This window comes from Methanosphaerula palustris E1-9c (assembly GCF_000021965.1).
In the GTDB taxonomy this organism is placed as follows: domain Archaea; phylum Halobacteriota; class Methanomicrobia; order Methanomicrobiales; family Methanospirillaceae; genus Methanosphaerula; species Methanosphaerula palustris.
This window is the reverse complement of sequence record NC_011832.1, coordinates 1,293,896-1,315,297: the sequence shown is the minus strand read 5'-3', so window position 1 is coordinate 1,315,297 and position 21,402 is coordinate 1,293,896. Positions and strand designations below refer to the sequence as shown.

Annotated in this window: 20 protein-coding genes and 1 tRNA gene; 10 read left to right on the top strand and 11 right to left on the bottom strand. The window is 50.7% G+C overall.

Features of this window, described 5'->3' with window-relative positions; translation table 11 throughout:
- Window positions 1–8: 8 nt before the first annotated feature.
- The 4 genes from MPAL_RS06450 to MPAL_RS06435 all read left to right on the top strand — a co-directional run bounded on the left by MPAL_RS06450 (window position 9) and on the right by MPAL_RS06435 (window position 3,486).
- Complete coding sequence (locus MPAL_RS06450; RefSeq protein ID WP_236610449.1) at window positions 9–1,475, top strand: PQQ-dependent sugar dehydrogenase; 1,467 nt, start codon at window positions 9–11, stop codon at window positions 1,473–1,475.
- An 84-nt stretch (window positions 1,476–1,559) separates the two neighbouring features.
- Window positions 1,560–2,042 carry a cupredoxin domain-containing protein gene (locus MPAL_RS06445; protein WP_012617938.1) on the top strand — a complete coding sequence of 161 codons (483 nt, stop codon included), beginning with the start codon at window positions 1,560–1,562 and terminating at the stop codon, window positions 2,040–2,042.
- A 241-nt stretch (window positions 2,043–2,283) separates the two neighbouring features.
- A complete protein-coding gene (locus tag MPAL_RS06440) occupies window positions 2,284–2,682 on the top strand; it encodes a ferritin family protein (RefSeq protein ID WP_012617937.1) in 399 nt (132 codons plus the stop codon).
- 12 nt (window positions 2,683–2,694) lie between these two features.
- Entirely contained in the window at window positions 2,695–3,486 is a 792-nt protein-coding gene (locus tag MPAL_RS06435; protein ID WP_012617936.1) for a family 1 encapsulin nanocompartment shell protein, read from the top strand.
- A gap of 909 nt (window positions 3,487–4,395) precedes the next feature.
- Here MPAL_RS06435 and MPAL_RS06425 read toward each other — a convergent pair.
- Together MPAL_RS06425 and MPAL_RS06420 are read right to left on the bottom strand one after the other, a co-directional pair.
- Window positions 4,396–4,809, bottom strand: a complete 414-nt coding sequence (locus MPAL_RS06425) for a Rieske (2Fe-2S) protein (RefSeq protein WP_012617935.1) — start codon at window positions 4,807–4,809, stop codon at window positions 4,396–4,398.
- A gap of 33 nt (window positions 4,810–4,842) precedes the next feature.
- Window positions 4,843–5,544 (bottom strand): CDGSH iron-sulfur domain-containing protein, encoded by a 702-nt coding sequence (locus MPAL_RS06420; RefSeq protein WP_012617934.1) that lies wholly within the window; start codon window positions 5,542–5,544, stop codon window positions 4,843–4,845.
- 174 nt (window positions 5,545–5,718) lie between these two features.
- Here MPAL_RS06420 and MPAL_RS06415 point away from each other — a divergent pair, with 174 nt between their 5' ends.
- Window positions 5,719–6,507, top strand: coding sequence for a TrmB family transcriptional regulator (locus MPAL_RS06415; protein ID WP_012617933.1), 789 nt, complete (start codon window positions 5,719–5,721; stop codon window positions 6,505–6,507).
- A 604-nt stretch (window positions 6,508–7,111) separates the two neighbouring features.
- A complete protein-coding gene (locus tag MPAL_RS06410; RefSeq protein WP_052292208.1) occupies window positions 7,112–8,767 on the top strand; it encodes a GMC family oxidoreductase in 1,656 nt (551 codons plus the stop codon).
- 381 nt (window positions 8,768–9,148) lie between these two features.
- Here MPAL_RS06410 and MPAL_RS06400 read toward each other — a convergent pair whose 3' ends face one another.
- Together MPAL_RS06400 and MPAL_RS16450 are read right to left on the bottom strand one after the other, a co-directional pair.
- Window positions 9,149–10,567 carry an MFS transporter gene (locus MPAL_RS06400; protein WP_012617931.1) on the bottom strand — a complete coding sequence of 473 codons (1,419 nt, stop codon included), beginning with the start codon at window positions 10,565–10,567 and terminating at the stop codon, window positions 9,149–9,151.
- Between the two features lie 608 nt (window positions 10,568–11,175).
- The gene (locus MPAL_RS16450) at window positions 11,176–11,313 is read right to left on the bottom strand and encodes a hypothetical protein (RefSeq protein ID WP_012617930.1); all 138 of its coding nucleotides are present in this window, start codon (window positions 11,311–11,313) and stop codon (window positions 11,176–11,178) included.
- A gap of 295 nt (window positions 11,314–11,608) precedes the next feature.
- Between MPAL_RS16450 and MPAL_RS15760 the strand changes: the two genes are divergently transcribed.
- Window positions 11,609–11,905 carry a hypothetical protein gene (locus MPAL_RS15760; protein WP_148208164.1) on the top strand — a complete coding sequence of 99 codons (297 nt, stop codon included), beginning with the start codon at window positions 11,609–11,611 and terminating at the stop codon, window positions 11,903–11,905.
- Window positions 11,906–12,227: 322 nt separating this feature from the next.
- On the opposite strand, the gene MPAL_RS06390 is transcribed toward MPAL_RS15760, so the two are convergent.
- Window positions 12,228–12,842: a DUF6414 family protein gene (locus MPAL_RS06390; RefSeq protein WP_012617927.1), complete on the bottom strand. Its 615-nt coding sequence runs from the start codon at window positions 12,840–12,842 to the stop codon at window positions 12,228–12,230.
- Window positions 12,843–12,994: 152 nt separating this feature from the next.
- Complete coding sequence (locus tag MPAL_RS06385; protein ID WP_012617926.1) at window positions 12,995–14,158, bottom strand: hypothetical protein; 1,164 nt, start codon at window positions 14,156–14,158, stop codon at window positions 12,995–12,997.
- A gap of 598 nt (window positions 14,159–14,756) precedes the next feature.
- Here MPAL_RS06385 and MPAL_RS06375 point away from each other — a divergent pair.
- Both MPAL_RS06375 and MPAL_RS06370 read left to right on the top strand, forming a co-directional pair.
- A complete protein-coding gene (locus tag MPAL_RS06375; protein WP_012617924.1) occupies window positions 14,757–15,299 on the top strand; it encodes a tyrosine-type recombinase/integrase in 543 nt (180 codons plus the stop codon).
- A gap of 18 nt (window positions 15,300–15,317) precedes the next feature.
- Window positions 15,318–15,617: a hypothetical protein gene (locus tag MPAL_RS06370; RefSeq protein ID WP_048145226.1), complete on the top strand. Its 300-nt coding sequence runs from the start codon at window positions 15,318–15,320 to the stop codon at window positions 15,615–15,617.
- A gap of 8 nt (window positions 15,618–15,625) precedes the next feature.
- Here MPAL_RS06370 and MPAL_RS15075 read toward each other — a convergent pair whose 3' ends face one another.
- The 4 genes from MPAL_RS15075 to MPAL_RS06350 all read right to left on the bottom strand — a co-directional run bounded on the left by MPAL_RS15075 (window position 15,626) and on the right by MPAL_RS06350 (window position 18,785).
- A complete protein-coding gene (locus MPAL_RS15075) occupies window positions 15,626–16,489 on the bottom strand; it encodes a zinc ribbon domain-containing protein (RefSeq protein ID WP_012617923.1) in 864 nt (287 codons plus the stop codon).
- A gap of 165 nt (window positions 16,490–16,654) precedes the next feature.
- Window positions 16,655–16,840, bottom strand: coding sequence for a hypothetical protein (locus MPAL_RS16235; RefSeq protein ID WP_158303639.1), 186 nt, complete (start codon window positions 16,838–16,840; stop codon window positions 16,655–16,657).
- A 416-nt stretch (window positions 16,841–17,256) separates the two neighbouring features.
- Window positions 17,257–18,327 carry a type I restriction endonuclease gene (locus MPAL_RS06355; protein ID WP_012617922.1) on the bottom strand — a complete coding sequence of 357 codons (1,071 nt, stop codon included), beginning with the start codon at window positions 18,325–18,327 and terminating at the stop codon, window positions 17,257–17,259.
- 385 nt (window positions 18,328–18,712) lie between these two features.
- Window positions 18,713–18,785, bottom strand: a tRNA-Gln gene (locus tag MPAL_RS06350).
- 769 nt (window positions 18,786–19,554) lie between these two features.
- Here MPAL_RS06350 and MPAL_RS06340 point away from each other — a divergent pair.
- The gene (locus MPAL_RS06340) at window positions 19,555–20,379 is read left to right on the top strand and encodes a methyltransferase domain-containing protein (RefSeq protein WP_012617921.1); all 825 of its coding nucleotides are present in this window, start codon (window positions 19,555–19,557) and stop codon (window positions 20,377–20,379) included.
- A 129-nt stretch (window positions 20,380–20,508) separates the two neighbouring features.
- Here the strand turns inward: MPAL_RS06340 and MPAL_RS06335 are convergent, their stop codons facing one another.
- Window positions 20,509–21,357 carry a nitroreductase family protein gene (locus MPAL_RS06335; protein ID WP_012617920.1) on the bottom strand — a complete coding sequence of 283 codons (849 nt, stop codon included), beginning with the start codon at window positions 21,355–21,357 and terminating at the stop codon, window positions 20,509–20,511.
- Between the last annotated feature and the right edge of the window lie 45 nt (window positions 21,358–21,402).

Below are 21,402 nucleotides of genomic sequence, written 5' to 3'. Positions count from 1 at the left end.
CACTACTGGTGGTACTTCTGCTTTTTATGGCTGCTGCGGGCTGTTCGAAGACTGGAAGCTCCACAGGAACACAGACTATCACACCAGGATCTGGAAATGGAACGGATATCCAGACCACGGTAACGCCAGGGGAGTCTGGCGGGCAACCGGCCTATATGAAGGATCAGTCTTCGTACTCGGTGCTCAGTTCAGGAAACGCAAGTGGAACGGTCGGTCTGAAACAGGTTGCAGACGGGCTTACAGCCCCGATTGCGCTGGTCTCATCCCATGATGACACCGGCCGACTCTTCGCTGTCGACCAGACAGGCGTTGTTCGGATCATCGACAAGAACGGTGTCACGCTGCCGACCCCTTTCCTCGACCTTCGGGACCGAATGGTCACGCTCTCCCAAACCTATGACGAGCGGGGACTGCTGGGCATTGCTTTTCATCCAGATTACAAGAACAATGGCAGGATCTTCGTATTCTATAGCGCCCCACTTCGTGACGGGGGTCCGGACGGCTGGAACTGTACCAACCGTCTCTCTGAGTTCAAGGTCAGTTCAACCGATCCAAACCAGGTGGATATGAGTTCAGAGCGGATCCTGCTGACGATCGATAAGCCGTCGATGAACCACAACGGCGGTCCGATCCTCTTCGGCCCTGACGACGGCTACCTGTACCTGACGACCGGGGACGGCGGCGGTGCCAATGATGTCGGACTCGGTCACACGACAGGAACCGGGAACGCTCAGGATCTGAAAAGTTTGCTCGGGAAGGTCCTCAGGATCGACGTAAACCAGAGAGACGAGGGATTGATGTATGCAATTCCAAAGGACAACCCCTTCGTCAACAAGGGGTGGGCACTCCCGGAGATCTATGCCTACGGCCTCCGCAACCCGGCCTATGCCACGTTCGACAGTGGGGACGGGCATACTCTGTTCATCGGAGATGCCGGACAGCAACTCTTTGAATCCGTGTATCAGATCAAGAAAGGCGGCAACTATGGCTGGAACCTCAAGGAGGGAACCCACTCCTTCAATCCCAGCCAACCCGGAACCCCGAACAGCACGGTACCCACGGTTGGTTCCCGGGGTGAATCACTGACCGATCCGATCATCGAACTCGGCCATGACCTCGGCCTGGTGGTCGTCGGTGGATATGTGTACCGGGGGACTGCGATCCCAGGTCTCACCGGGAAATATCTCTTTGGTGACTGGAGTGAAAGTTTTACGATTGGAAACGGGACGCTGCTGCTTGGAACCCCACCCGCGATCAATGGGACCGGCACCCAGAACGGGATGTGGTCGGTTGGCCTCGTGAACATCTCGACCTCCCAGAATGGACGGGTGAACGGTTTTGTCCGAGGGTTTGGTGAGGACGACCAGCACGAGCTCTATCTCCTGACCAGTCAGGCCAGCGGGCCTTCCGGGACCACCGGTAAGATCTACCAGATCACAGCCCCGACCGCTGTGAAGACCCCAACAACCCCCTGAACCGACCCTCCTCTTTTTTTTGGTCAGAACATCCTATCCAGAAGAGAAGACTTTTTTATGTATGAAGTTCCCTAACAGGGAACCATGCGACCAATCTTTTTGATTTCAACGCTGGTGATCCTCTGCATCGTGCTGCTGATGACAGCCGGCTGTACCAGCACGACGTCCTCATCATTGAACATGACAACCAGTGCTCCAGTGAGTGGAGTTCCAGTGAGTGAAACCACCATCACTGGATCGACGACAGGACCCACCTCCCAGCCGTCTGCTGTCGGGCAGACCACGCAGGTGACCCTGGTTTCGGTGAATTACGCGTTTGATAAGACGAGTATTACGGTTCCAGCAGGGTCACATGTACAGTTGACCCTTGATAACCAGGACACCGGGATCCCGCATAATGTTGCAGTCTACACCTCAGCGGCGGCCAGCACCGTGATCTTTAAAGGAGAGGTTATCACCGGGCCGAAGAAGATTACGTACACCTTCGATGCCCCGACCACACCGGGTACCTACTACTTCAGATGTGATATCCACCCCAACATGAACGGAGCGTTCATTGTCCAGTGACCAGATCACTCTCATTTTTATCAGATTACACCCGGATCGATGAACAGTTCCTGGAAGGACCCAGGTATCCGGTCACCAGGTTTATATAGCATCATCCCTACCTTTCTCCTGTTCGCCGGGATCATGCAGCCGCATCGAGTATGAACCTGATGATGACCGGTAAGACACCGGCCTGCACCGATATGATTCCATCCCGATGCTCTGCAGGATCTCACGACCGAAGTAAAATTTGAGGTACATCATGCCAGATTTTTCAAAACCATTCAGTGGAAATATTCCGAATCGAATGTTGACTCCAGAGGAACTGATACGGGCTCTCCGTCTGGACCTCGCCGCAGAGGAGGAGGCCACCTTCCTGTACATGGCCCATGCAGAGGCCACCGATAATCCACTTGCCAAGAAAGTATTGCTCGATATCGCGAACGAGGAACGGGTGCATGTCGGTGAACTCTCCCATCTGATCCAGCTGTTGGCGGGAGATGAGGACACCTATATGGCACGCGGGGCAGCGGAGGTCGACGCGATGGCAGCCGGGACTCCTGGCGTTGTTTCGGCCCCGGCGGTAGCACCACCGGTACCTGCCGGAACACCAGCCCCCGCACCAGTACAGCCGAAGACCATAGGATCCCTGAAGATTTAGGAGGAACGAACGATGGTAGGAGAGAGTTATCTCGGGCGAAGCGATGCCCCAATCACTGCTGAAACATGGACGATCATTGATACAACGATGGTGGAAGCCGCAAAGAGTATGCTGACCGGCCGGCGCCTCCTTCATCTCGAAGGGCCCTATGGCCTCGGGCTGAAGGCAATCCCGCTGCAGGACAGTGTTTCGGAGGGGAACCTGATCCGGTCAGGGTTCGCCCCTGTCGACCTGATCCAGACCAGCTTCTCGCTGAGCAAACGTGACCTGGCCGCATACGAGCGGGACGGAATGCTCCCGAACACGTCGGCCGTAGCCGTTGCAGCCATCGAGGCCGCCCGGCAGGAGGATGCGGTGATCTTCACCGGCACCGATCAGGTGAAAGGGCTGATGAACACAGGAGGGTCTCAGTCCGTTAAACTCGCCAGTTGGGAGAAGATTGGGGCGGCTGCCGACGACCTGATCAAGGCCGTCACCGCACTGGACCTGGCAGGGTTCCATGGCCCCTACGCCCTGGCCCTGTCGCCGGCCCGCTACAACCTGCTCTTCCGGCGGTATCCGCAGGGGTCGACCACCGAGCTCGAACACCTGCAGCAGATGATCACCGACGGAATCTTCAAGGCACCAGTCCTGAAGGACGGTGGGGTGCTGATCGCGACTGGACAGCAGTACGCCGCCATCGTCCTCGGACAGGATATGACGATCGGGTTCACCGGACCGTCCAAGGAGAGCCTGGACTTCACGATCTCAGAGAGCCTGGCGCTGTTGATCAGAGAGCCAAAGGCGATCTGTGCGCTGAAGTGACCGCACGGATAGACGAAAGGGTGCGCAAAGAGAACAGTCAGGGGGCTGTTCCCCCCTTTTTTTATGAGATGAATAACTCCAGCTGTCAACCCCCGATCTGTATCCAAACCTTCTGATAAACAGAAAACGCAGGAGCTCACCATATCCTCTGTCTGATCATTGAAGAGGGCAACAATGTCGGCGAAGTCGACTCCAACGGGTGCCGTTGTAATCAAAGTACGCGAGCGGTTAATTCTCAAAAAAAGGGATAGCAGCATTCCATTACCGAGCCATGGGTGAAATGCAGTTTGATACGGTGATGGTTGATGACCGATCCTGCACCTCGTTGAGATTTCACATCAACCCCCCACACATGCAACAGACTCCTCATGACATAACTCCCAGTTTCAACATTGCCACTGCGTTCCTATCTGTGGTTCTGCCAGAGTTGACGTTGGTGCAGTTCGGGCGTCCCCCAATGTTAATCGTAGAGGGTAGGATGATCAGTATCAGCCATGCTGCGAGAAGACGGTTGAGATTATGGGATTTTCTCCTCCAAGCAGAATAGGTATCCCATGACTGGTACATGGCATGGGAACGATCGATGATCATGTAGAAGTAGATCGCAAAAAAGAATACGAACAGCTGCTGTGCATCGTTCAGCGACAGGACCTATCTTCACCCATCAAACCGGCCGGCATCCATCCATAAAAGGATAAACCCTTTTGTGCCGGGAAACATTCTTCTTCGGGAGGCGTCGTATAGACGTTCACGCAGGTCATGGATATGTCGAGCAGGTTCCCCCAGGTCGACAAAGGTCTTTAGATGCTATTTCACTCTCTCATCCTGTTGAGTTCCTTTTCCATAGTTCATCAATCCTCCTTTCTTGATTATACAAATCCAAACAGGACGATTCTATGCTCGATGTTCTTACACGTTCACCAGGACATTTTCGCCGTCTATTTTCACATCATAGGTTGGTAGATCATATGTCTTGATCGAGCTCTGCGCTGCAGTAATACCCTCAAACATCTCCCCCATCTCTTTTCTCACGTGTTCAGGACATCCGCCGAATTTCTTGGTGATACCGGCCAGCTCAAGAACCGGCCCGGCCACTTTTTTTCCCGTAGTTATATCAAATTTTGAAGAGTGCATAGGGCAGATGACCAATGTCCCCTCCAACGTGCCCTTTGCAAGACTTGCATTCTCGTGACCGCACCGATCTCCAATAGCATAGAACTCCCCCTCGACATTGGCGATACACAGTTCTTTTTCTGCAATCTCAATATGTTTCATGGTCCCGGGAGGTATTTCCCCGGTCTTAGCAACGGTGACAAAACTCATACAATCAGACCTTCGTAAACAATCTTTTTTTTCTCAGTTCTGTACATGGTTCCCATCGCAGAACGGCCAGTTTTCAGATTTCCCGCACCGGCAGAGCGTGAGCCGGTTCCTGACCTTGTAAGGCGTTCCGTTGGCGGATAGCACCGGGATACCACCCCGTACCCAGAGTGGCCCGTGCTCCCCACGCGGCGGGTACTCAATGATAACGATCGATTTCTCCAGATCAGGCTCAATAGTTTTCCCGCTCTCTCTGTCCTTCATGACAAGCCTTCCGGATGGGCAGTTGCAGGCCTCCTCGATGGCAATCTCCCTGGCCTCCGGGATGTCCGACTGTTCGGTGAGATTCCAGATCCCGCCTGCCCGCATACAGAATCGGGCATGCACGCAGAGATTCTCATAATCGAGCAGTTCGAGATCCGGGCCCCGGATGATCCGCGGGTGCCGGAGCCAGGGCTCGTTTCCCGCAGTCTCGGTACCGTCAAAACCGATCTTCGCATGCATCCCCGTGCAAAAGGGTTTGTTCTGGGAATGGCCGCACCGGCAGAGGGCATAGGTCTCCTGTACGGGAAACCGCTTTACCTCACGCCAGGTCCGGCAGTAGCCCTCGTCATCGTTGCAGATCTCCATCAGAATAAGCGGGACGCAACCGGTCACGATATAGGGGCCGTTTTTTGTGACCGTGATCTTCATGGAGTTGTTTTCCGGTTCTCCGGATTTTTTCTCAGTCTCTGTCATGGTATGCTACTGTGCCCAGCCTTGGGCGTTTTCGGTATCGTCCAGCATCTGCATGAGACACATATTTTCTTCTACGAACAATGGTTCTTCACCTTTTTACGATCGTGAATGGCCATGGGGACTATTAATTATTTTGTAACTTATATACGGGTAAATGGTGTAATACATCGTACAATGACCATTGACCAGAAGACGATCACACTGCTCCAGACCCTGGGGTTGACCACATACGAGGCAAAAGCCTACGCAGTCCTGGCTCAGATCGGAAGTACGACCCCGTTTACTCTTGCCGAAGAGGCCGGGATCCCCCGCACCAAGATCTACGATACCATCAAGCGACTTGAACGCCAGCACTGGATCACCGTCGAGAAGGGGAGACCCGGAAAGATCACGCCGGTCTGTCCCGGCGATGCTATCGGCAGCCGAAAGTCTGCCCTCCTTGCCGATATCGATCAGATGGCCAACGAGTTTACCATGACCTACGAGAAACGGACAGAGGCATATCTCCCCAAGACCAATATTGTACGGGGTATTGGCAATATTGCAATAAAAACGGCTGATATGATGAGGCGGGCAAGGACGAGCCTCTATCTGTTTGGCACCCTGTATTACCCGGAGGAACTCGAACCGATCAAGCAGCAGCTCGACGCTGCAAAACGAAGAGGCGTCATTCTCCGTATCTCGTCGAACAACCCGGTGCGTACGAAGGAGAATATTCTCGATGTCCGCGAATCCTTTTCCCGGTTGACAAAGGACTTCCAGATAGCCCCTGAACCATTCATCCGGACCCTCACGATTGACAGCAAGGAGATGCTGATGATGTTCCCGATGTCTGAAGAAGAGTCGGTGGATCAGGGCAACCTGGTCGCGCTCTGGATCGAGAACGAGATGGTGACGAAAGCCATCAATAATGCCTTCAACATTATGTGGGCTAACCCTGAATGGACCGGGAATTCTCCATAACGGTTCTGTCGCGTTGTCGGGACTTTAAAATAATCAACAATGATCTGTTATCACGAGATCATTTTTATTAAGTCCCGTTAACGCAACAGCACCGGCTTTTCTCTTAAAATAACCTGGTACTATAGTTTTTTGCTCGCTTTCGGTCTGATTGCTCATGAGACAGTACAACTCCAGGCAGCGTTATGATAAGACATTTGTCCAGAGTTACCTGCTCTGGTAACGAGTTGGGATAGGATCAATATTGCAACACCTGAAAAAATCTCAATCCCTCGCCGAGTCAACAGAACCTTTGGAAACGTACCCATGGATCGGAGTCTGCTGCGAGCGAAACATCCGCGAGAACAAGGATGAAACCGGCGTTGCATTCGTTTGACTGTGACATATACCCACGTATAAGTTACAAAAATATTATGTTCAACCCAGACGATCCACAAAGAAGGGTTGTCTTCTCCAGCGAGAAGGAAAAACCTGGCGGTCCAGTGTGTCAGATGGGTTCTGGTGCGTCTGAAGTTGGAATAAAAATTCTTCTGAGGTGAAAAATTCACCATCAACCGTAGATAAGAAAGAACCTACTGTACCCTGGAGACGCTACCACTACTCAATCATGCAGAAGAAAGAAGGATCGATGATGAAGCAGATTTACGACTATATCATTGTAGGGGCCGGTACATCCGGACCGATCGTAGCATCCAGACTGAGTGAAGACCCCCATGTCTCCGTTCTATTGCTGGAGGCAGGTGGGGAGAATATCAACGATATCTCCCGGGCACCGGGAGCCTTCTTTAAGGTTTGGGGGACCGATTACGACTGGCAGTATGAGACTGAACCGCAAAAGGGCTTAAACAACCGGAAGATCTACGCTCCCCGGGGTCGTGTTGTCGGGGGATCTTCGGCAATCAACGTCGGATTCTGGATGAGGGGGACCAGGGAAGACTACGATTTTTGGGAGCAGCAGGGCGCCAAGGGTTGGAATTATGAAAAGGCACTGAAGATGTTCCAAAAAATTGAGGATACTGATCTAGGACCGACCAGGTACCGGGGAAAGGGCGGCATGGTACATCTGGAAGATTCAGCATATCCGTCAGAATTTACTCAGACCCAGTTTGACGCGTTTAAAGAAGCCGGGTTTGGCGACATCGGAGATTTTCAGGCTGAAGATCCGTATTGTGCGGATATCGTCCAGAAAGATTACATCAACAGGGTCCGGCACACCCCTGCCGACAGTTATTTGTCCGAAGAAGTCCGCAAAAGGCCCAACCTGACCGTTCAGACCGACACCTTTGTCCGAAAAGTTATCTTTAAAGAAAACCGGGCGGTAGGCGTCGAAGTCGAATATAAGGGCGAACTGCAGCAGGTCGAGGCGCGTGCCGAGGTCATTCTTTCGGCGGGCAGTTTCAACACGGCACAGATCCTGAAATTATCAGGAGTCGGGCCCAAAAAGGAACTGGCCAGGCACGGCATACCGGTGGTTGCAGATGTTCCGGGTGTCGGCGAAAACCTCAACGATCATCTGATGGTCAACGTCCGGGCCCTCTCTTCTGTACCCATTCCAGATACTCATTTCAACCCTATCAGCGATGAGTCTCTGGCGCAGTGGCGAAAAGAGCAGACCGGGCCTGCCTGTTACTATCCCGGCCCGGCGGCCGGTCTGGTATCCAGCGATGGAACCCACACCGGTCCGGACTTTGAAATGATTCTGCAGTATGTCCATACCGCGAATGGTTCTGAAAAAGAGTTCGCAGGAGTGGAAAATATCGCCGAAAGAAGCGGATACTCCTTCCCGGTGATTCTTATGATACCGAAGAGCAGGGGAACTGTCCTGCTGGCTTCGGGGGACCCGCATGACAAGCCCCTCATCGATCCGAACTACTTCGACGACCCGTCTGATATGAAGAGGTTTATCAAAGGCATTCGTTATGCATTGCAGCTCACCCAAACCACAGCCCTTTCACCCTATACGGAGATGGTGCATCCCGCCCTGGACGCAAGCGACGCTGATATCGAAGCCTTCATTCGCAATGAAGCAAGCACCGTATTCCATCCGGTGGGCACCGCTCGTATCGGCGATCTCGAAAAAGACCCCATGGCTGTGGTGGATTCCCATCTGCGGGTCCGTGGCGTGGAAGGGCTGCGTGTTGCGGATGCGTCTATCATGCCGCAGGTGAATCGCGGGCATACCATGGCGCCGGTGACCTACATCGGTGAGATGGCCGCTCAGATCATCCAGTCAGAAACAGATCGACCGTACCAGCGTTCATAAACCGAAATGATGCACACAGCGTCCGGGTGGATGGTTCGGACCGTGTCGGTGCTGGTGCGTTGACAGGACTGAATAAAAATGAACGGTACCATAAGTGTCGACTAATGATTGGTCCCGAAAACACACCAGAACCGTGCGTCCTGCCACCGAAATCAGGGAGATCGCTGCAATCGATGGCAGCGATGTCCGCCTCCCCTGGCGTCGAAATCATGGCGTTCACAATTTTTCACCGTCAACCCAGCAGAGACGCCACCTTGCCGGCGATCCACCAGACGAACGAACGACGATACTCCGGCGCAGTTATCCCGGAATCAAAGCTCAATAAATTTTCTGGATGCTTACTTCTCCAAATTATAATGTACGGGAGGTAAAAAAATCCATTCAGACTTTATACTCACAGACAGCCCCAGCCAGGCAGAGAAGACCGGCAATGTACAAACAGTTCCCGAAGATCGCCGCGAGGAACGTCGGGCCGGCATCGGTCAACTCACTATAGCCGGCCACATCCAGTTGGGCGGTCATGAGGAAGGTCGCGAACGAGATCCCCAGCAGGATACCGAGATACTGGAGAGCAGTGAGAAGACTCGAACCGATTCCCTGCTGTGCCGGCGGGAGTGCTGTCATGATCTCGATACTGTTGGGTCCCTGATAGATTGAACGGGATATTCCGCCGATGATGAATAGGGCAATAATCAGTCCGAAGTCCATGCAGGAGAATGCAGCGCCGCATCCAAGGAATGCACTACCCACGATCACAATCCCTATGAACGGATATCGCGACGACCGGTACCGATCGTACAACCAGCCAAAGACTGGAGAGGCAAACAACATCGAGAGTGGCAGGATCAGGGCAATGAGACCGATATGCGATGGCCGGAGACCCATCACGTACTCAAAGTAGAACGGCTGGATCGTCAGAAGGAGGAAAACTGCCATGATGTACAGGATCAGGCTTATTGTCGGTAGGAGAAACGACCGTTTGCAGAAGATCGTTATCGGAAGGATCGGGTTGTCCACGGACCGTTCACGCGCAACAAATGCGATGAGCAGGAGAAGGAAGATGCCGGACCAGATGCCGAAAAAATCCAGTCGGATCGGAGGGTTCGAGAGCGTGTTCAGGGCGAGGGAAAGCGACGCCATCAGACCGATGAGGAAGAATGCCCCGTGGTAGTCAAAGTGCTGAACGGCCGGCGGATCCCTGTCGACCGTGAGGTATCGCAGAGTACAGACGAGGAGGACAAGGCCGATCGGCACATTGACAAGGAAGATGAACGGCCAGCTGAGGAGGTCGACGATAAACCCTCCGGCACTGGGGCCGACGATCAGGCCGAGCGCGATCACGGCGGTATAATATCCCATTGCCCGGCCCTGTTCGCCCGGAGGGAAGACCTGTATGATGATTGCCACAGAGACACCCATCAGCATCGATGCCCCCACCGCCTGGAGAATCCGGAAGAGGATCAGTTCCGGGATCGATTGGGAAAGACCGCAACCCAGAGAACTGAGGGTGAAGAGCAGGAGCCCTGCCTTGAAGAGTCTTCCGTTGCCCAGAGAATGGGAGAGCGATCCGAAGAGCAGCACGGTGGCAAGGACCACAATCACGTATCCGGTTGCGATCCACTGGACTTCTCCGATCCCTGCACCGAGAGATTGCATAAGGGTAGGCAGAGCGATCGCAACGATCTGGACGTCGAGCACGCACATGAATAAACCGACGAGGACAATCGCGAGGATGATATGCCGGGTGTTGTATCCGAGTGGAGGGAGGTCTGGTTGATTGGAATCCCTGGTTTCTATCATGGTTATCAGATCGTTATGGGGGTTGTGTAATGGTGAATGAGGTATTGCCCGGAATGTGCAATTTCCGGGTTAAATAGAAATATATTCTGTAATAAGGAAGAGTCCAGATCTTTTATTTCCACCGTTGCACTCCACCATTGTGTTGAGTTCCAGATATTCTTCCAGGCCATCGATGCCGGTCGACAAAAATCCCCCGAAGGGCGCTTTTGGGTTCACACCTCATGCCCGGGTTGATCATGACGGCACCAGCAATAATCCAGGATGCGATCGCATCTGCTCTATCCGGATTTCACCTGTTCCTCAGTACTCAGGGGAGTTATGATCAGATCTTTAACTGGATCAAGGCATTCAGAACGATCTCACCCGGATAGGAACGACTCAAAGTATCATTTCGAGGGCTGATCATCATCGCCTGTGTATCCTCTTTGGAGAGTTTAGAGATGAGTTCAGGGAATACACTTCGAGCAGATCTCCCCGAATCATGAAGGAATTGATGAAGTTCAATTATATGTGGTGCTCACTATCGAGAAAAGGAAATTATGTATAAAACGTCTCCCACCGAAAGCCGCAGAGACCCATAAAAATGAGGGAGGCAGCTTCCCGGGAGATCACTTGAGCTTTTTTTCGAGTTTCTTCAGTTTCTTCTTGGCGGCATCACTACCCGCAGCAGCCTGCTTCGAGAGTTCTTCTGCCTTAGCCTTCTTCACCTGATTCAATTTTACCATCTGTTTCTTACTTGTTGGCATTCAGTCACCTCGCTACGCCTTTGACTGGTTCCCATTAGCTTTTTTCCTTCTTAAAATATCCCTGTATCGTTGTTTTGGCCACTACAATCTTCGAAACGAAAAACCGACCGGTGATTCTCGTAACCTCCCGAAGAAGCGTTCGACCATTCTGTTCTGATTTCTGGTTATACCTCTCATTGTCGTTCTCATGCATCATACCCGGCACAGATCTCTTCATTCGATGACTGAAAACCGGCCGGCTCTTTGAATATGATGATCACATCGGTGCCATCGATCTCATGGGCTGTCACGTACTTTGATCGGATCATGGTGGTGCCCGTTCTCAAAGCGCAGGTATGCACGGCCTCCCGGAGAGCGCTATCAAGCTGATGGTCTGGGCGGCCGGCTGATCGCTCAGGGGGGATGCCGGCTCGTTCTCGACGACGAGGCGAGAGGATCTGCTCCCGCTGTCTTCATCCGGTTGTCGATGAGGATCAGTGGGATCCGGACGACGAAGACAATCGCGTCGACGGTCCTATCTGTAGATGTGGGTCGGTCGGGACCGGGCCGGTCGATGCTGGATGAGGTTGGTAGCGTGCCGGACGTGTTGTGAAAAAATCTTGAATTCAACCAGGAGATCCGGACGAAAAAAAGGTCAATTCTGACCGTACCATAAATGAACCAGAATGAATCTGCTTCAGCCGGCGAATCCAGATCAACAGCACTCACAACCCAGAGTTTGGGACGTTGTCGAACATGGAACTGAAAGAATCCATACTCCGTGATATAAGTTCCTCTTCGTGATCAGCACCTCGTTACGATGGTATTAGTTATGTTTCATCTATAGATTGAACCGAATCCCAATCTTTGGTTCATCGAGGTATGGAGTGGATTCAATGGTTGATCTCTCACATTACTAAAAAATGAGGTAATATTTATAGAAATGCAGCGATTGGGATTATCTGCAAAGCTGGCCCTTCGACTTCAGTAATAACTTCTGGAAGATCAATACCCTTTTCCTTTGCTTCATCGAATCTATTGAACATTTTCTGGATTTCACTGTTATTGAAGCCGGCAAGTGGTGTCCGTGATAGGAGGTTAATGCTGCCATTCTCATTGGATGTGATAACATTAGCTACTTTACCAAAGATTGTGAAAATATTTCCAATAAACTCAGACTCATTTTTTACGAATGAATTGCGATTCATTGAAATTACAACGCTTATTTCTGGAGAGATAACACTTTTTCCCTTAACTTCAATGGAATCAGACTTAGTCATCTGTTCGTGAAAATTTCTTAACTGCTGATACATTTCTTCCTGAGGATTGGCGATAGAGGGATGCTGATTATTACTGATTTTCCCTCTTTTGGGCACCGCTTGTGTCGTTGAAGGATTCTGGAACACTTTCGCCAATTCCATTAATTTAACAATTCTTTCAAGAACCGCCAGCATATCAAAGACGATGAGTTGATCGAGGTAGATCGGCAGGCAAAGATCTGCTGCCGACCACTTTGACTGAGATTCTTTCTGCTCTGATTGGCTTTTCATTCGTTTTCACCTTGATAATATCTTTTCAACTATAATTGACGATCATTACCGGCGAACACTGACATTCCAATCGAGGGGACTGTGTTTTTCCCAATTATAAGTTTGAGTCCGCTTGCTCCCCCCGGAATCCAGGGAGGGATCCATTTCAATCCCTAGAGTTCGTTGAACAGGATAACGATATCATTGAAATCGATCTGGCCGTTCTTGTTGAAGTCGAACGCACTGACCGGTTCATTTGTGGCGATCCAATCCATCTGGTCGAAGAAGAGGACCACGTCGTCGAAGTCGAGGACCCCGTTGCCATTGACGTCCTCATAGAGCCCGTCATTGTTGAGGTCGTGCGGGATGGCTGACCCGCCAGGGACGATCACCACCGGGGTCGTGCCGGCAGGAGCGAACTTCTGGATCCGGTTGTTGCCGTAGTCGGCGACATAGACATTGCCGGTGCTGTCCACCGCGATACTAACGGGATACTGGAACGCTCCACCTGCCAGGCCGGAACCGTTCCAACCGGTGATGAATCCGCCGGTCGATGTGAACTTCTGGACCCAGTTATTACCCCAATCTGCCACGTAGACATTGCCGGCGCTATCCACGGCGACGCCACTCGGCTTATCGAAGACTCCGCCTGCAGAGGCGGAACCGTTCCACCTGGTGATGAATTCGCCGGTCGACGTGAACTTCTGGATCTGGCCGTTAAACGTATCAGCCACGTAGACGTTGCCGGCGCTGTCCACCGCGACACCACCGGGATACTCGAACGCTCCGCCTGCCGAGGCGGAACCGTTCCAGCTGGTGATGAATCCGCCGGTCGATGTGAACTTCTGGATCTGGTTGTTAGCAGAATCAGCCACGTAGACGTTCCCGACGCTGTCCACTGCGACACCACCGGGCTTATTGAACGCTCCACCGGCTGAGGCAGAACCGTTCCAGCTGGTGATGAATCCACCGGTCGCGGTGAACTTCTGGATCTGGTCGTTGTACTCGTCGGCCACGTAGACGTTGCCGGCGCTGTCAAATGCGACACCACATGGATAATAGAACGCTCCGCCTGCCGAGGCGGAACCGTTCCAGCGGGTGATGAATCCGCCGGTCGACGTGAACTTCTGGGTCTGGTTGTTAAACGTATCAGCCACGTAGACGTTGCCGGCGCTGTCCACGCCGACACCACAGGGGTAATTGAACTGCCCGTCCCCCGAGCCGTACCTGCCCCATTGTGTGGAGTACACATACCCCCCATCGGCTGAAACGGCCGGGATGATGCTCAAAAGGATCAGCAGGGCACAGACTAGATACATAAAATACGAAGGTTTCATTCTGAATCACCTGGATTATCTTTAAAATGCTGGCTTTCATGTTAGCCTTTTCCGTTGATTCTCCGGGACCTCCTGTAATAAGGCTGATACATATTTTTGGATACACAAAGCCCGGCTATCTTTGATCTTTTGATCAGAGAGGGCCGGGAGAGAATCAGGATAATTGTGCCGGCGACGCTCCACCGGAGGCGGGGCCGACGTCCTGCCATCAGGCGGGCTGAGGTCCTCCGGCAGAAGGGCGGGCGAGTATGCCAGAGGGTCCGCGTCCAACCCGGGCGACCCGACCATCCGGTCTGCGTTGTGGAGCCGGCGGAGTGGAGACAGCCCACCGTGCCGAAGGTGAGGCGGGTCCGGTATCCCCGGGGGCGAGCGCCCGGGCAATCACCTGGATCAGACCAAAAACCTTGGAAACGAAGGAAGAATTTGAGTTCAAGGACCGGGAAGGCGATTTGAGGTATCAGCACACCCTCTCCTCTCTGGTGACAGGTGACAGGGAGTGACACCTTTTTTGGATAACTTCTCATGTGTACTCCCATGAAGAAGGATTACAAAACAGGTGTCACTGCCTGTCACCTGTCACCTTTTGAACACGCCCATCATGAGACCGCCCGCTCGTGGATTTAGTCCGAGACAGGTAACGGGTGAATCCTTACTGATCGCTCCGTTCTTCATCCCGGACGGCGGCCGGACCAGAGGAGAGATCGAAATCTCTCTTATCCAGGATAACTGTCTGAGTACCAAAGATAAAGCATTGATCTTCACTCTCTACGAAACGGGGTGTCGGGTCGGGGAACTCGCCCGAATGGAATGGAAAGACCTGATATTTGACGAACTGGTGGTGAAGGTCTACATCCATGACACCAAGAGTAAACAGATCAGGTATAGTCGGATGGTCAGTGCTAAAGATTGCGTATTGGCCTGGAAAAACATTTATCCAGGTCAACCAGAAGGGAATTCTAAGGTTTTTATTGATCGTACCCGTCGGGAGATTATTGACATTACTGTGGATCGCACAATCAAACGTGCGGCCGACCTCGCCGGCATTACCAAATGGATTTATGCCCATTTATTTAGAAAGTCCCGAGCGACACACATGGTCGCAGAGGGGTATCAAGAATCTGTAATCAAGATGTCTCTGTGAGGAAACCTAGACACTGAGATGTTCAGGACCTACGTTCACCTTGCCGAGAAAGAGATCGATGCCGAATTCCTCTCAAAGAGCCGGCCTCGTGGTGAAAGAGGAGAGCCTATCCGATGCACTCCGGCCGACTGTCTGCCCGAGATGCCACACACTCAACGGACCGGGGATCGATTACTGCTCGAATGCGGGCAGGGGCTGAGTGAGGAGGCCGCAGCAGAAGAAGGAGAACTTGATATGGAGAGTGCACGACGAGCAAAAGATATGATAGATTATCTTCAGCATCTGATTGATTCGGGTGATCTCCCACAGCCCAAATAAAAAAGGGATTATGGTGTTAGTGCGGTGATCTGATCTGTATCAGCATATGTTTTCCCATCAGGGGTGTGAACGGTTACGATGGTCCATCCGTATTGTTCGCCGGCTGGGACATTCATGGATGAGTACGGAACTTTAATTCCCCCACCCATAAACATATTACCATCTACCCAGGATGTTATCTGTCCAGTTCCTTGATATACAAGTTTATCTTTGACTTTCTTGTAATTGCTATCGAATTTCGTTGAATAGATTTGAATGTCCACCGGGAGGGTGGTGCCACTCCATTTTATCGTCGCATCGCTACTATCTCGTAGATCAGCATGAACGGTGATGCCATCATAACCAGCCCCAGAACTCCAATGTTTTTGGATAGTACTTGCAGAGATATGAGTCACCTTGGAAAAATCCACCATGCTTGAGGTGCTGGCCGTTGTGTGCGCTGCAATCGTTGTTACTGCTGCCCCGGAAACAGATGTTGCCGTCGATGCGGGGTGGGTTGTACCTGTACTCCCGAAAACGAACGCAGCAATAATAATGCAGACTATTATAAACACTACAAGCGCTCCGATCCCCATTAACCCAATTTTGATGAATCTCCCTACACCTCCCCCCGAGGTCGGAGGGTTACGTGGGGCTCCTTGTGTGGTGGGTGGCGGCGGGATTGGTGATGATATTCCAGACAAATTCTCTTGAAGATTTGCCCCACAGCCCATGCAGAATAAAGCTTCCTTCGAGTTTATTTTCCCACAAACGTGACAAATTTTTGTTGATGGGAGTATTGCGTTGCCAGAAGGGGTTTCAACTATCCTTTGGCAGTAAGAACAGATTTTACTGTGGTCCGGGATCTCCTGGCCGCAGTGAGGACATTTCATTAATGAAAATTGTTATGAGAGGTGTTTAATATTTCTAAATGATTTTTTGAGAATAAAAATAGAGGATATGCTTATTGATTCATTCTATATTGGATTTGAGTTTAAGTACCACTAACTGGGTCAATTCCTCAAGAACGGGTAACCCATCGTCTGTTTGTAAGAACTTCAAAAATTCCAGTTCAATTCTATCCATAGAGTGAGATTTGGAGGAGTTAACATTGATACTGGTGGTAAGTGGGGTGAAAGTGTTTTTTTACGATCATCTGAATTTTTCTTCTCAATTACCATGTGATCCGCTACTTCCCCGGCGAGGTTTGAAAGAAAATTCTTGTCTTTTATTACCCCTTGCATCAGTGGATCATACAATATCTCAGTAGGTCGATGCCGCCATGTTGGTGCCAGCGGTCTGGTTATTCGATCGGGACTGGAGCCTCCCTATCACTCACGGGTCCTCCTCTAGGCATTCGTTGCAGCCAACCTGGTCGCGATCGATCGTCTATGGCGGATCTGGCGGGGTAAAATAGAGGGCGCACCCCGATAGAGGCCTCTTTGGTATATCGTCCATTACACGCGTCTCGTGAAAATCTCTCTTTTTATATCTCAATATATGACGTTATAATGGATCTGGAAATAATAATTAAATCATAAAAACGCTGCAATTTTAAAAACGTGCGGCTTTGAACCGTAAACGTCTCAAGCCGTCGGAGGGCTCTGGTCATCCGGAAATATTATCGATACTCGAAAAACTGGATATATAGGTAATAAATTTATTGTTTTACCGTTGTAAATTTTTCAACTGTTGTTCGTAATCGGGATGCATATGTGAATAGATCATCGGGTGAACCAAGGGGAATACGCTCTTCAGTTCCTTCCGGACTATCAAATAGTCCAATTTTCTTCTTTGGAGAATTGTAATAGAGGCGGCATATTGGTTTGCGATTATTATTTTCATAGAGGATAGCACAGTAACTCTTGGCATCCCTAAGCGTGATCTTTGAAGGGTCAACAGATTCTCTTACAATTGCCTTGATTATGTAATATGATTCCAATTCTTCAGCGGTTGTGATTATATCCGGTTCATCTTTGGTAACATCAGATATCGGCTCAACAGGGAGAGGAGCGGGTTCTGGGGCCATTGCCGACTTCAACCGATCGTTTATACGCTCATTAATGAATTGAGCAAAGGCTGTTTTTACGATGGGGGTAAATTTCTCCATCACCGATGGCATCAATGGACGACCATAAACAGGCTTGGCAAAGAACTTAACAAACTCTGGTGTAGGTGAAGTAGATTGATCAAGAAGGATTTGCTTAATTTCTCGTGTATATTTTAATTCAGAAGCGACACTATCGATATCCTCGAGGTTGAATCCTGCCTTTGTGAATTTCTTCAATTCCTGTAACGAAGATTCCTTAGGTTCGAGAAGATTGATTTCAAGGAATGGACGTTCATCCATAGTGTTTGGTTTGTCAAGATCCGTGAAGAATTTATAAACTACACCATTGGTCAAAATTCCAATCCGGGCAGGAGTCACTGTAAAATATCGATACAATTGAGACGCGTGGGCTGTAGATAGGTCAAAATACACTGGTTTAACCTCAAACAACAGTGTTGGTTCCCCATTGTTGTAGATGCAATAATCAACCTTTTCGCCTTTCTTGATGCCGACATCGGCAACGAATTCAGGGCATACCTCAGTCGGATCGAAGACATTGTACCCAAGCATCTGAATGAACGGCATCACCAAGGCCGTCTTGGTCGCCTCCTCAGTCTTGATGCTCTCTGCTATTGTGGGTATCTTCTTGGAAAAAGTACAAATATCATCAATAAAATCCATGAAACGTCACGGTTGAAAATCAGAAGTCAAAGACGTTATATTTTTCCATTATAATTAAGAAGGATGAATACTTTTTTCTGGTAATCGAGTATCAACCATCGTGAAGGTTGATGTTATCCAATTCAAGAAATAAGAGCCGAAGAATATCTACAAATACATTATTCTGATGTTCCCAAAGAACACGTGCAAGAATCTAATCGGGAAACATGCCGGCATCGTAGACCATGATAGGACATTAATTATCGTACCTTTAGATCAGAAGGAATCGGTAATTATTTTGGTATCACTGAACGAGAAGATATCTAAAGTGCGCCAGTCATTAGAACGACATATGGAAGTATAAACCGAAAATAAACCCACAGAAAAAGAAAAAATCAAAAACGAATACCCCCGCCCGGATTCGAACCGGGGTCGCCGGATCCAAAGTCCTGCATGATTGACCGCTACACTACGGGGGTGGATATTGTTCTGGTTGAATATTCACAAATTTCCTTATTGAAAATTTGCTCTATTCATTTTAGCGCGGAAGATATTAAAATCTGCATCAATAGCCAGGTATCAGACCTGACGACAGAGCCGGCCCACGAAACAGGTGCGAGCGCGCCGAAGGTGCACGAAGCGTGCGGGTCGACGATCTTCCCTCAGCCTGCGTCGATGAGCATTCGCCGGGTCATGTCATCGACAGAGTCTGTCAGTGATAGGTTCCGGGCAGACTTCGGAATAATCTTCTTACCTCAAAGGACTTCGCAGGACATCCTCTTAAGATCATTTGAGCGTATATCGTTCTTCTTCCGATTGCATTGAAAACTAACTCTCCTGTTTGTCGAAGACGATAAAAGGAAATGAAATTGAATCGATCGTATGTGTCATACTGTATAGAAGAAAACCCGCTATACGTTTGCCAGCACCATGATTTTCCTGTCGGCAATAACAATAAGCAGTCCCACAACGCTGAGGATCACCATAATTGCAGCAATTGAATGCAGGCTCTGATCGCTGACATTTAGATTAAAGAATATCGCGATAAGGGCCGACGATGTAATCGAACCAAAATACCCAGAGGTACGGAACAGTTCTGAGGCGATACTGATCTGATCTGCGGTGACTTGGTTACGACGGTGACGTCAATACGGGGAAATGATAACCCTGTGAAAGATACGTTTGAATGCAGATTTTGGATGAATCAGAAAAAGAAATAATATACTCCTGAGATGATATAAGGAATTGATGTCTAACGAAGCCCTTCGAGGTGAGAAGACAATTCAGGAGCCAGCTCACAAGGTATCGCTGATAGATTCCGTTGACGAAATGACTGTACGTCTGTTAGTCGATGCAGGAATAGGTCCCGGGATGCGTGTTCTTGATGTTGGCTGCGGGAGCGGCGACGTCTCGCTCCTGCTCGCGAAACTGGTTGGCAAGGATGGGAAGATCACCGGCATCGATCGGGACGGACCTTCACTTGAGATAGCACGGGAACGTGTGCGTAAGCTCCATCTCTCAAATATCACATTCATCAAGGGGGATATTTGCGCGATATCGCCCGGACTCGGCCCATTCGATGCTGCTGTCGGCCGGCGTGTGATCACGTATCTGCCCGAGCCGGTTGATGCCATCCGAAAAATTGCTGCAGCATTGCGACCCGGGGGGGTTGTCGCTTTTGTGGAACATGATGCAACGATGGTGCCGGGCCGGCTGAAACCCCTGCCGCTCCAGGAGCAGGTAAGCACTTGGATCAGGAAAACTATCGAGTATGAAGGCGCCGATATTCATATCGGTTTTAACCTTCCACTTCTCTTCGAACAGGCTGGGCTTACCTTAGAACATGTACGAGCCGAGGCGATCATCCAGACTCCTCGCACGCAGTACCCAACAGTAGCTATCATCCGAGCGATGTTCCCCCGGATCATTAAGGCAGGTGTTGCCACTGAAGAGGAAATCGATCTCGAAACCCTCGAACAACGCCTTTTTGACGAACGGACAAAAGCCAATTTAGTCTACGTCAGTGACATGGTTTTCACGGTATGGGCACGAAAGTCTGGCATTCCCAAATAATCGACAGAGGGGTTTTGATAGATTAACGGGACCATGTGGAAATGTGAAAAAAAAATTTACGATATAAGGATTAAAAGGAATCACTCCAAATCCTGATACGACAACTCATCAGAACCGCTATAACTCTCATTATAACCACGTCACTTTGAGGGGTTTGCTGCGCTCCGGGATGCGCACCGGCTTATACTTTGGATACCCGGCCAACAACGCGCCGGCAACCCTGCGGTCGTCCGGGATGTGGAGGGCTTCACTTAGGGGGCTGTAATTCTGGGCAACACTGACCAGCCGGCCAGCCCAGCACGTTCCGAGTCCGAACGCCGGGGCACAAATATCGACATGAGTAAGTGCGATGATCGCGTCGGTCTGTACCAGACCTGTGGTATCCGCCGTGCCCGTGGGAACATGGGCGCAGATAAGAACCGGGGCACCCCGGCAGACAATATCGATCCCGTTATTCCAGTATTCAGTGAGTAAAGGGATGTATTGACTGATAGGATGATCACTTTTCCCCGATTCCTGTAAATAATCCATCGTAAGTGCGGCTATGGTATGGACTTTTTCAGCACCGTTCACGACTACCCATTCGACAGGCTGGTAATTACTCCCGGTCGCAGCATAGCGGGCGTTTTTGAGGATCTGCATGAGGGTTTCATTGGCCACCGGTTCGGGACGGTATACCCGGACCGAACGGCGACTTTTGAGGTAGGTACCTAATGTCTCCGGACTGACTGATCCGGGTGCTGCTGCACTTTGAAGGTGCACACCTTCCTTGTGTTCGCGGGTCAGCGCCCCTGTCGGACAGAACACTTCGCAATGCCCGCAGGACAGACACCCTGCCTCCTTCGAGGACGGGATTTCCGGAAGCGCAGTATCGTTATCAGCCCGTGCTATAATCTGCGTCGTGCAAACCTCCGAACAGATCCCGCACCGGGTGCAGAGATCACGATCAACGGTTATTCCGATCACAAGGATACCCATCCTGAAAATGTGAGATCGGCATTGTCGTCAGTTTCTTCAATTTTT

What these genes read in the sequence shown, in the direction of transcription:
- MPAL_RS06355 (WP_012617922.1), bottom strand. Translation starts at nt 18,327, where the DNA reads ATGGATTTTATTGATGATATTTGTACTTTTTCCAAGAAGATACCCACA.
- MPAL_RS06340 (WP_012617921.1), top strand. Translation starts at nt 19,555, where the DNA reads ATGTCTAACGAAGCCCTTCGAGGTGAGAAGACAATTCAGGAGCCAGCT.
- MPAL_RS06445 (WP_012617938.1), top strand. Translation starts at nt 1,560, where the DNA reads ATGCGACCAATCTTTTTGATTTCAACGCTGGTGATCCTCTGCATCGTG.
- MPAL_RS06385 (WP_012617926.1), bottom strand. Translation starts at nt 14,158, where the DNA reads ATGAAACCTTCGTATTTTATGTATCTAGTCTGTGCCCTGCTGATCCTT.
- MPAL_RS06390 (WP_012617927.1), bottom strand. Translation starts at nt 12,842, where the DNA reads ATGAAAAGCCAATCAGAGCAGAAAGAATCTCAGTCAAAGTGGTCGGCA.
- MPAL_RS06370 (WP_048145226.1), top strand. Translation starts at nt 15,318, where the DNA reads ATGTTCAGGACCTACGTTCACCTTGCCGAGAAAGAGATCGATGCCGAA.
- MPAL_RS06420 (WP_012617934.1), bottom strand. Translation starts at nt 5,544, where the DNA reads ATGACAGAGACTGAGAAAAAATCCGGAGAACCGGAAAACAACTCCATG.
- MPAL_RS16235 (WP_158303639.1), bottom strand. Translation starts at nt 16,840, where the DNA reads ATGCAAGGGGTAATAAAAGACAAGAATTTTCTTTCAAACCTCGCCGGG.
- MPAL_RS06425 (WP_012617935.1), bottom strand. Translation starts at nt 4,809, where the DNA reads ATGAGTTTTGTCACCGTTGCTAAGACCGGGGAAATACCTCCCGGGACC.
- MPAL_RS06375 (WP_012617924.1), top strand. Translation starts at nt 14,757, where the DNA reads ATGAGACCGCCCGCTCGTGGATTTAGTCCGAGACAGGTAACGGGTGAA.
- MPAL_RS06410 (WP_052292208.1), top strand. Translation starts at nt 7,112, where the DNA reads ATGCAGAAGAAAGAAGGATCGATGATGAAGCAGATTTACGACTATATC.
- MPAL_RS15075 (WP_012617923.1), bottom strand. Translation starts at nt 16,489, where the DNA reads ATGAAATGTCCTCACTGCGGCCAGGAGATCCCGGACCACAGTAAAATC.
- MPAL_RS06435 (WP_012617936.1), top strand. Translation starts at nt 2,695, where the DNA reads ATGGTAGGAGAGAGTTATCTCGGGCGAAGCGATGCCCCAATCACTGCT.
- MPAL_RS06400 (WP_012617931.1), bottom strand. Translation starts at nt 10,567, where the DNA reads ATGATAGAAACCAGGGATTCCAATCAACCAGACCTCCCTCCACTCGGA.
- MPAL_RS06335 (WP_012617920.1), bottom strand. Translation starts at nt 21,357, where the DNA reads ATGGGTATCCTTGTGATCGGAATAACCGTTGATCGTGATCTCTGCACC.
- MPAL_RS06440 (WP_012617937.1), top strand. Translation starts at nt 2,284, where the DNA reads ATGCCAGATTTTTCAAAACCATTCAGTGGAAATATTCCGAATCGAATG.
- MPAL_RS16450 (WP_012617930.1), bottom strand. Translation starts at nt 11,313, where the DNA reads ATGCCAACAAGTAAGAAACAGATGGTAAAATTGAATCAGGTGAAGAAG.
- MPAL_RS06415 (WP_012617933.1), top strand. Translation starts at nt 5,719, where the DNA reads ATGACCATTGACCAGAAGACGATCACACTGCTCCAGACCCTGGGGTTG.